Annotated in this window: 7 protein-coding genes and 1 pseudogene; 4 read left to right on the forward strand and 4 right to left on the reverse strand. The window is 34.0% G+C overall.

From position 1 onward, the window contains the following. Positions 1-193 (reverse strand): annotated as a pseudogene (locus F6K54_RS31300) (hypothetical protein); the annotation flags it as partial. 62 nt (positions 194-255) lie between these two features. Here F6K54_RS31300 and F6K54_RS31305 point away from each other — a divergent pair. Next, positions 256-1,545 carry a VCBS repeat-containing protein gene (locus F6K54_RS31305; RefSeq protein WP_293086634.1) on the forward strand — a complete coding sequence of 430 codons (1,290 nt, stop codon included), beginning with the start codon at positions 256-258 and terminating at the stop codon, positions 1,543-1,545. 425 nt (positions 1,546-1,970) lie between these two features. Here F6K54_RS31305 and hpsE (F6K54_RS31310) read toward each other — a convergent pair whose 3' ends face one another. The 3 genes from hpsE (F6K54_RS31310) to htpG form a co-directional block, all read right to left on the reverse strand. Beyond that, positions 1,971-2,978, reverse strand: coding sequence for a hormogonium polysaccharide biosynthesis glycosyltransferase HpsE (gene hpsE, locus F6K54_RS31310; protein WP_293086637.1), 1,008 nt, complete (start codon positions 2,976-2,978; stop codon positions 1,971-1,973). Positions 2,979-4,458: 1,480 nt separating this feature from the next. Continuing rightward, positions 4,459-4,695 (reverse strand): 50S ribosomal protein L28, encoded by a 237-nt coding sequence (rpmB, locus tag F6K54_RS31315; RefSeq protein ID WP_202223490.1) that lies wholly within the window; start codon positions 4,693-4,695, stop codon positions 4,459-4,461. A gap of 311 nt (positions 4,696-5,006) precedes the next feature. Further along, a complete protein-coding gene (gene htpG, locus F6K54_RS31320) occupies positions 5,007-7,016 on the reverse strand; it encodes a molecular chaperone HtpG (RefSeq protein ID WP_293086640.1) in 2,010 nt (669 codons plus the stop codon). Positions 7,017-7,668: 652 nt separating this feature from the next. Here htpG and hpsE (F6K54_RS31325) point away from each other — a divergent pair. The 3 genes from hpsE (F6K54_RS31325) to F6K54_RS31335 all read left to right on the forward strand — a co-directional run. Further along, entirely contained in the window at positions 7,669-8,637 is a 969-nt protein-coding gene (gene hpsE, locus F6K54_RS31325) for a hormogonium polysaccharide biosynthesis glycosyltransferase HpsE (protein WP_293086643.1), read from the forward strand. A gap of 160 nt (positions 8,638-8,797) precedes the next feature. After that, positions 8,798-9,940: a polysaccharide pyruvyl transferase family protein gene (locus F6K54_RS31330; RefSeq protein ID WP_293086646.1), complete on the forward strand. Its 1,143-nt coding sequence runs from the start codon at positions 8,798-8,800 to the stop codon at positions 9,938-9,940. Between the two features lie 82 nt (positions 9,941-10,022). Beyond that, the coding region (locus F6K54_RS31335) for an FAD-binding protein (RefSeq protein ID WP_293086649.1) at positions 10,023-10,542 on the forward strand (520 nt) is incomplete at its 3' end.

Raw genomic sequence — 10,542 nt, forward strand, 5'->3', positions numbered from 1 at the left:
TTAATAATTTATACAAAATAATATTTTTGGTAGTCCTGCATGGTAATGGTAGAAGATATATATTTTTTAATTTCTCCCACACTCCCAATCCCCCAATCTCCCAATCTCCCAATCTCCCAATCTCCCAATCTCCCAATCTCCCAATCTCCCTATCCCCCCATCTCCCCATCTCCCCATCTCCCCATCTCCCCATCCCCCCACACTCTCTCTACCATTACTATGCACCACCACCATATTTTTTCGAGGACTCATTAGGTGAAATTCTGGTGGTGTTTAGTTTTCACCGTTTTAGTAGCGATCGCCTATAACCATTCAGCTTTGGGAGAATCTACTGTCCCTTGGAAAATGCACGTTATAGATAATACATCCAGGGGAGCTGATGGAGTTAGATTAGGGGACATAAATCATGACGGGTTGATGGACATTGTTACTCCTTGGGAAGAAGGATGTGAGGTCAAAGTTTATCGAAATCCTGGTTACAAGTTGGCCAAAAATCCTTGGTTAGCTGTGACAGTGGGTAAAGTGGGTTCCCCGGAGGATGCAGTATTTGCTGATATTGATGATGATGGTGTATTTGATGTCATTAGTGCCAGTGAGGGAGATGTTAAAAGTCTTCAAGTTTCTTGGGCACCTAGTCAAAAAAGAGATTATTTTTTATCTACCCTATGGAAGACGAGGAGTATTCCTGCTGCTGAGGGTATGCAGAAGTGGATGTTTAGTTTGCCCATGCAGATAGACGGCAAGAATGGCATTGATATTTTAGCTGGAGGCAAAGAAGAAAATGCCCAGATAGGTTGGTTTCAAGCTCCACAAAATGCCCATGATTTGACCCGTTGGCAATGGCATCCTCTTTATTCAGTAGGATGGATTATGTCTTTGGTTTCAGTAGACATAGATAGAGATGGAGATTTAGATATTGTAGGTTCTGACAGAAAGGGTACTAATAGTGGCTGTTTCTGGATAGAAAATCCAGGTAAAGATCGAGTATTGGAGCAGCAGTGGCTTTTTCATCCAATTGGCGATCGCCAAAAAGAAGTAATGTTTCTTGATGTTGTTGACTTTGATGGGGATAATTTACTGGATATATTAGTTGCCACTAGAGGAAAAGAAATCCTATTTCACCATCAGCAAGGTAATAATGCTGATAGTTGGAAAACTTTTATTGTTCAAATTCCTCCTGATACTGCTGGCACTGCTAAGGCGGTTAAAGTGGGTGACATTAACTTAGATGGCAAGTTAGATATTGTATTTACTTGTGAAAATGCTCAAGACAAATCAGGTGTAATGTGGTTATCTTATGAGAATGATATCTACCAACCAAATTGGTCAGCTCATGATATTAGTGGCCCAAAAGGGATTAAGTATGATTTAGTACATTTAATTGACTTAGATGGAGATGGTGATTTAGATGTAGTTACTTGTGAAGAAGCAGAAAAAACAGAAGAAACAAGTTATTTAGGTTTAGGAGTAATTTGGTATGAAAATCCAACTAGACATAAGTGGTGGTGGTGTGCAATTATTGATATCTTCACAAAATTCAAGTAGTTAAAGGAGTAAATTAAAACTTACATTCGTATAAATCGGATACGGTTACATTAACAGGAAAGTTAATGTAACTGTCAAGTCTTGTTTAACAATCTCAGAATATAGCAGCCAGTTATAGGGATTTTTATACTTCGTTTTAATATCATGTCCGGATAATTAGTGATGAAAAAACTTATCATGAGTGCTTCAACAGTAAATCTTTCTATTTTCCCTACTCCCCTACTCCCTCACTCCCCTACTCCCCTACTATCTTAGTTATAACTATTCAACCGGACATGATATAAGTGCTGGCCAAGCAATAATTTTCACTAAAATTACTGACAATCAATGCCACTAAAACCTACAGCGGATTCCAGCTTAGTGAGATATAACTATCGCGGGCAAGATGCCCGCACTGGGAAGATTTAATTGTTAATATCTGTACTTCATATACTTGGAATCTGCTGTATTTGAGATTTTACTACTGAAGCATTGTCTGGTTCAAGTTTATTCAAATAACCATTCTTCCACAAGTAAAAAGGACTTTTCAAACTATTAATATATAGTTCAAACTCACAAGCTGCGACTACATCTGTTCGTAACTTCAAACCATATTTGAGTAAATGACGGATAATTTTTCGACTATCATTTGCTGTATAAGCTAAAAAAGCTAGTGGTTTTAACCATGGTTTAACTCCTAACATTCGAGTTACATAACGACTTAAACCAATACCACGGAAAAATTTAATTAGATAATCTTTTTGTGTTCGATGTTGAGGAATTTTGTGAATTACTTCCATTGCTGGGTTATACCAAATTTCCCAGCCTGCTTGTTGAATATAACTAATAGTTTCCGTATCTTCAGCAGTTAACATTGAACCCGGCACTCTACCACTTAATATACATTGCTCTGGAACACTTTCTAACCATGCTTCCCGACGAACTACCAATCCAGCAGAAGGAGGTATTACCTTAATTGCAGGTTGATATAATAATGGTTGGTCTCCTCTTTCAGTGATGGCAAAAAATGATTTAATTCGGTCAAAATGAGGTGGTAATTCTCCAGCAAAATCTCCATGGATTTGACTAGCATAAGCTCCTGCTTTTGGATATTTTTGAGCAAATTCATAAGCTGCTGCTACCCAATTTTTTGCTGGAATATTATCATCATCTAAAAAGCCAATTAATGGAGAATTTGCTACTTTTACTGCTTTTTTTCTGGCGAATCCTGCACCTTGTTGTGCTTCATTACAGTATCTTAATGGATTTTTTTTAGACCAGTTTTTTTGATATTTGCTGATAACTTTTTTTGTATTGTCTGTGCTGTTATTGTCTACAACAATAATTTCCCAAGATAGCCCTTCTACTCCTATTTGAGAACGTAATTTTTCTAGAACTAATGGTAATCGTTCAGCTCCATTATAAGTAGGGATTGCTACAGTAATATCAGTCATAATGATGTACTTCTTTTATAATTTTTTATCTATCAGAATATACCTAATATTTTCGTAATTGGGCAACAATCTTTTTTTCAGAATTACTTATGCAGTATAAAATTTTACACGAAAAAATCAGGATTTATATAGTATCCGGATAATTAGTCAGTAGTCACGTAGTTGGGAGTTTAATAGAGAGTTAGTAAATCAAGGGATGAAACCTTAAGAGCCATCTGTTTCTGATACATCTAAATATTCTACCATAGTAAGTGATGGGTATCACCCCTTGGAGAAAATAATTTTACCAGTTACCAACGCCGTTCAATACTCAGTAATCAGTATTTACAGCAGATTTGGTTGTATAATAAAAGTTACACATAAATATAGTCTTATGTAGTCAAGTGATGTCAAATATCTTCGTTGATTTGTACAAAAGAGCGCCTTTATATTTGACAACATTTAATCACTTTGACTATCTGTATTGATGGTATAATCAAATTGGCTCAGAGTTACTGGGTTAATCAATGAGTTATGTGAACGGTTCTCTAAACATAACGAGAAAAGCAGCTCTCTTTTGTCTTTGACTATGGGATAGAGGGTGTTGTAGTTCACGAGCGTCAGGGTAACTCCTGCAAAATAAGGATATGTCATATTTGACTATATTTTTATGAACTATGTGAAGAAATAAATATTAACGATAAAGTTCGTACATCTTGCCTACTATAGATTTACCTCACTTATAGGAAACATACCTAGTCGGGAGAAAAAACAAAGGAGTAGGAAGAGTCGGAATTATAGTCATTCCAGTTAAGATTGGGACAAGGGTTTCTTACCTTGAAAGAGTTTTAGCTGAAAAAGTGTTCCAGTCTTATTCAGAATGACTATATCTTGAGATATTCCGGTATTTTATGTGTGCATTGAATGGAAGTATAGAGTGGGACAACTGTATAACCGAGTTTCACATTAGAGGTGAGTAGATAATAGACAAAGAAAAACTTCTGAAAACTGTCCATAAATGATTTTAGGGCTACATTGCTGAAGTCAATTTTGACTGACTAATATATATTTAGTCCTCTTGAGAGATATCATGTCCGTTTAAAAGCGTGAGAAAAAACTTTCTTCTTCTTTTCCTTCTTTCTCCCTCCTGACTCAGTCCTCATCCGTATTTATAAGTAAATTATATCATCGCAAAAATTGGAAATCCTGGTAGCGATCGCTCTTTAATATTTATTTAACAAACAAAAAATCTCTGATATCAAATCCTCTTTTTCAAATGTCTGAGGTAGAACAGCTATGATTTTCTTCTAAAATTCTGTCTCCTGAGTTCCCCTCCTGGGAGGGGCGGGGGTGGGTTGTCTTCTGACTCCTTCTTCGGTTGCTACATTTTGTGGTGCGGAATGTGGGATAAAAAGAATTAGGAAAAAACCAGAAAAAAAATAGCCCTGTCCTCATCAAGTGTAGGGCAGGGTTAAATTAGAGGAGTATAAAGAAAAATATATCAGCACTTATTCAAGTTAATGCCAGCGGCCTTGGCCATAGCTTGTATACCTTTGCTTTCTAAAGTTTTAATTGCTTTAGTTGATAGTCGCAGTTTTACCCAACGATTACCTTGAGGCCACCAAACTCTCTTCCATTGGAGATTTGCTTGCTGCAACTTGTGGGTGCGGATATGGGAGTGGGAAACTGCATAGCCATTATTAGCTTTCTTTCCAGTCAATTGACATTTACGACCCATGATTTGTCTACCTAAATTTTTTCCACAGCCTATCCATTGTTTCATAAGTGAAAAAGTTAATCAACCTTCTTGCTTCAACTTATAGCGGTTTTCAAATAGATAGACTACAGTGGCCAAAGCATCCTCCTACTGCCTTTAACGAAGTCAGAAGTCAGAAGTTAGAAGTTAGAAGTTATTTTTGTCACGGGGATTTATAGCGGTTTTCAATTATAGACTACAGTAGCTAAAGCATTCTCCTTTACTCCCTACTCCCTACTCCCTAAATCAAAAGAATTTTGTAGTCTACTTAAATGAAAACTGCTGTAATTCGATCAAATTACTTTTTCAGTTAACTGAGTCAAAACCTGATTAGATCTTTCGACAAATTCTTTCATACCCTCAGCATCAAAACCTTTTTGTGCCATTAAAGCTAAATCATAAACGTGATGACAGATTTGTTTGGCCAATTCTGCCGATGGAGACTCCCCGCTGCCCTGAATAATACTACCTTGACTGAGATTGGCCAGATTCTGAATCAGTGGGTGAGCTGTATTTACCACTAAAACGTGGTCTTCTGGAAATTCTGCTTTTTCCTGCTGCAACATAGCAGTCATATCTCTTAACCGTCGCATAGCTTCTGGCAACAATACCATTGCTGGTGGGGTAGTTTTGGCATCTTCTGATTTTAATGCTTGAGCTTTAACGTTTATTTTGGGTTTATTAAGCGCCTTTTCAAATAGTTCTTTGATTTGTTCGCTGCGAGTTTTATTGGTGGTTGGATCAACTATTTCTGATTGATTTTCTTGATCGATTAATGTCTCATCTAAATCAGAATCTACTCGAGAAAATTTAACATCTTGATATTCTCTTTCTAGAAAACTAATAAAGTGAGTATCGATGAAAGAGTCGAGGAATAAAACTTCTAATCCTTGATTTTTATGTAGTTCTACATAAGTTGCTTGAGATGCAGGTTCAGTACAATAATAGACCCGGTTTTCATGGCGTTCTTTATTACGTTCTAAATATTCTTTGAGAGTGGTGTAATAAAAACCTTGTTCATCAGTGTTTTTAGCATCAGAATTTTCTGGAGTTACTTCTTGCCAAACATCTTCTCCTTCTGCTTGTACTTCTACTGCAGGTTTTGCTTCAATTTCAGTTGTTTCAGTTGGGTTAAGTTTGGCTGTAGTTCTGAAAATTATGATGTCTTCTACTTGCTTTTTAAACTTATCGTCATTTAAGGCACCAAACTTAACAAATGTACCTACATCTTGCCAACAACTGATATATTTATCTTTTTCATCGCGATAAATTTCTTTCAGGCGATCGCCTACTTTTTTGGCTATATAATCGGCTATTCTTCTGACAGTTCGATTACTTAACAGAGAACTACGAGAGACGTTAAGAGGAATATCTGTACTATCAATTACTCCTCGTAAAGGCATTAAAAATTTAGGAATAATTTCTTCACAATGGTCGGTAACAAATACTTGATTACAGAATAGTTTTATATTACCTTGGGTGACATCTACATCTGGTTTTAATTTAGGAAAATAAAGAATACCATTAACAATAAAAGGATAGTCAGTATTGAGATGCACCCATAATAGAGGCTCTTCTTGGAAAGGATAAAGATGACGATATAGTTCTAGGTAGTCTTCTTGAGTAACATTTTGAGTAGATTCTCGCCAGATTGCCTTATGTTTATTAACTACTTCTCCTTCAAATTTTATTGCCACTGGCATAAAATCACAGTAGGTTTTAATTAACTGTTGAATTCGAGTAGTTTCAAGATATTCTTTTTCTTCATCTTGGAGAGTTAAGGTAATAGTTGTACCTCGTTCTGTGCGGGGAGAATCTGATAATTCAAATTCTGGAGAACCGTCACAACTCCAATGAACAGCTTCTGCACCTTCTTGATAGGAAAGGGTATCAATTTCTACCTTTTTAGCAACCATGAAGGAGGAGTAAAAGCCCAAACCAAAATGACCTATAATTGCGTCTTCATCCCCACCTTTATATTTTTCAATGAACTCTTCAGCACTGGAGAAAGCAACTTGATTAATATATTTTTTAATTTCATCGGCGGTCATCCCTATTCCATTATCAGTAATGGAGAGAGTTTGATTTTCTTTGTCTATTTTAATTTCTATTTCTGGATTAGTAACATCACCACTATACTCTCCAGTTCGAGCTACCATTTTAAGTTTAGCAATAGCATCTACACCATTAGAAACTAATTCTCTTAAGAAAATTTCATGGTCAGTATAGAGAGATTTTTTGATAATTGGGAAGATATTTTCAGTATGGATACTGATTTTACCTTTTTCTAGGGTTGTACTCATAGTGTTTATCTTTTCTATCTAGGTAAATTAATTTTAGTGAAGCATTGAGGTAATGGTCTAGTGTTTTGATATCTTCAAATATACTAAACTATAATTTTTAGATACTATGGCCAATTGATACTGGCTACTCCTCAATACTATTTAATGATTGTGATTTATTGAGTCTTTTTTTTAAACCGGGATTGCACCAAATATCTGATTCGGATTTCACTACCTAAGTAGTTGTAATATAATATCAAGGGCGATCTAATGATACCGTAATAGTAACCTTAAAGAAGGAGGAAAAAGAAATAAATAAGAAAAAAGGGAAACAATATATATTAATTCTATATATTATAAAAAGTAAGACTATTAAACAGTTAATCTGTTGAGGAAAATCAATAATTTACAGGAATTGTCTAAATAACTCAAAAACAATTTTGATAACAAGTATATTTTACTGTTAAAATCGTCTAAAAATTAAAATTTTTCAAGAAGATGTTTTTTGAGTATCCCATACCAGTAACTTGCTTATTAAGATACTTAATTGAAACTATACATTGGGTAAAACAGTTATCAAAAAAAATTTTTATAAGTTTTTCTGAGCAGTCAAAGCTCGGAAAAAAGTATATAATATTGAATGACTAATGACTTTGATAGGAGTTAACTACTTGTGCTAGATTTTACAGTAGCTATATGTACCTATAATGGACAAAACCGCATATTAGAGGTTTTGGATAAATTGCGATCGCAAGTTGGGACAGAGGAAATTACCTGGGAAATACTGATTATTGACAACAATAGCACCGATAACACTGCCGAAGTAGTAAAAGAGCAAATATCTAATTGGAGTGAAGTTTATCCTCTTCGATATTGCTTTGAAACTAAACAAGGATTAGCTTTTGCGCGAAGAAGTGCTCTCAAAGAGGCCAAAAGTGATTTAATCGGATTTTTGGATGATGATAATTTACCATATCCTGACTGGGTAGCAGAGGCTTATAAATTTGCTCAAGAACATCCTAATGCTGGTGCTTATGGGGGACAAATTCATGGTAAATTTGAAGTCGAACCACCTCAAGGATTTGGAAGAATAGCTCGTTATTTTGCAATTATAGAAGGGAATAAAACTTATTGTTACAATGAGAAGTATAAGCATACCAGAAAAAAAATGTTTCCTCCCGGTGCGGGGATAGTTATTCGTAAACAGGCTTGGCTCGAAAGCGTTCCTGAATGTCAACAGATTACTGGAGTATCTGGTAACTCTTTACTAACAAAGTGTGAAGATGTAGAAATGTTGTCATATATTTTCTATGCTGGTTGGGAACTTTGGTTTAATAAGGATATGAATATCGATCACAAAATGCCAAAATCTCGTTTTGAAAAGAATTATATAATTAAATTTTTTAAAGGAGTAGGTTTAAGTCGGTACCAAACAAGAATGATTGCCTATAAACCTTGGGAAAATGTTTTTGTTGTACCTGCCCACATGGTAAATGACTTACGAAAAATAATGCTTCACTTTATCAAGTATAGAAATATTATCAAGACCGATATAGTTGCTGCTGGAGAAATGGAGCTTTTCCTAAGTATTTTCCTGAGTCCTTTTTACCATTGGAAAAATAAACTAATAAAGAAAAAATAAAATTAGTAATACCAGAGTCGGCAATAGAATCTCTTAAGTCAATATCATATCGGCTTAGAAAAAATACTTTTAGTTTATTTGTGAAATCAAAATATTTGAGTTCTCTATACTATGTTTTGTTGTCAAATAATTTTGGTAGAGAAAATCAGAGTGCTATTTTATGGTCAATAAAAATTATGAGGATAGTAAAGTGAGTGAAAAGAAAGTCGGAATAATTACATTTCATCATACAAGTAATTACGGTGCAACACTACAAGCTTATGCTCTTTGGAAGTATATTGATAGTTTGGGCTATAATGTAGAAATTATTGATTATCGCCCATTAAAAGCTGTTTGGCATTACTTAAAAGATATCTTCCCCATAAGAAGATTAAGTGCAAGTGAGAAAAAATTTAAAATTAACTCATTTTTTATTGGTCAAATCATAAAATCGATAAAAATGAGATTATTTCTAAAGTCAAAGATGAAATTGAGTCAAAAAACTTTCTACCAAAGAAGTCAATTATTATCTTATGACCATCAATATAATGTAGCGATCACAGGTAGCGATCAAACTTGGTGTATCAATTCTATTAGAGACTTTGATACTTCTTTTTTTCTGGATTTTATTAATGGTGAGAATACTTGTAAAATCAGCTATGCACCAAGTTTTGGCACAACAAAAAATTTAGGAGATAATCATACTAAAATAGTCAGTCTTCTGCAAGATTATAAAATGATTTCGGTCCGCGATTCCAATGGAATAAAAATATTAAACTCTCTAGGTGTAGATCATGTTAAAAAAGTTTTAGACCCAACTTTTTTAATAGATTATATAGATTATACAGATTTACTTGAACAACCTAAATATAAAAATAAATACATATTAATGTATAATCATCACGGTATTGTCAATACTAATGGCAAAAAATTAGTTAAAAAGCTAGTTGAAAAACAGGATTTAGAAATAATTTCTCTTGGAAATCCGACTGCTTCTATGACTGATAAAAATTTCGTAGGGATTAGCGTACCAGAGTGGTTAGGTTATTTTTATAATGCCTCTTATATTATTACAAATTCTTTCCATGGAGTAGTTTTTTCAATAATTTTTCAGAAAAACTTTAGCTTTATTCCTTACGGAAATACAAATCAAAAAGTTATGGACTTGTTAGAAACTTTTGACCTAAAAGAACGATTATTAGATAATCAACCAGATGCTTTAGACAATCAACAAAAAAGTATAAACTACGCTACAGTAAACAATCGACGAGAAGATTTAGTTAAATATTCTCAACAATATTTACAAACAGCTCTAAATGTGTAAGTTAAATTTTACGGTTTGAGCTGAAATAATTTAGCTTTTGGGCAACTACATATTTATAGAAACATATAGAATAAATAAAAATATGGTTGAAATCAAAAAAATTACAACTAATAGTATGTCTTTTTACAAAACAGAACATAACTTTGAACATTATGGAGAATTTACTAACCTAGAAGAGTTTGAGGATTATTGTAGATGGGCGAAAGAAAATAATATTAATGTTTATATTTTGGGTAATGGTTCAAATACTCTCTTTACTAGAAAAAATGTCAAGACCCTTATTTTAAAAAATAAATTGGAAAAATCCATTCAACCTGTGACTAACAACAAATTTGAAATTTCTTCTTCAACGCTAGTCATAGATGTTATCAAGTTGTGCTACAAAAATTCATTTGACTCTTTTTATTATCTGAGTTCAGTACCTGCCACAGTTGGTGGAGCATTAGCTATGAATGCAGGGAGAGGGTGGAGACATAAATCTACAATATACGACTTTGTTGAAAGTGTAACTTTTTTTGATTTTACTACTAATTCAACTCGTACTTTAAAAAAAGAAGATATAGTTAAAGGCTATCGTTCAACTATTTTTACGGGTTTAACTT

The sequence above is a fragment of the Okeania sp. SIO3B5 genome, from assembly GCF_010692555.1.
Lineage (GTDB): Bacteria > Cyanobacteriota > Cyanobacteriia > Cyanobacteriales > Microcoleaceae > Okeania.

What these genes read in the sequence shown, in the direction of transcription:
- rpmB (WP_202223490.1), bottom strand. Translation starts at nt 4,695, where the DNA reads ATGGGTCGTAAATGTCAATTGACTGGAAAGAAAGCTAATAATGGCTAT.
- F6K54_RS31330 (WP_293086646.1), top strand. Translation starts at nt 8,798, where the DNA reads ATGGTCAATAAAAATTATGAGGATAGTAAAGTGAGTGAAAAGAAAGTC.
- hpsE (WP_293086637.1), bottom strand. Translation starts at nt 2,978, where the DNA reads ATGACTGATATTACTGTAGCAATCCCTACTTATAATGGAGCTGAACGA.
- htpG (WP_293086640.1), bottom strand. Translation starts at nt 7,016, where the DNA reads ATGAGTACAACCCTAGAAAAAGGTAAAATCAGTATCCATACTGAAAAT.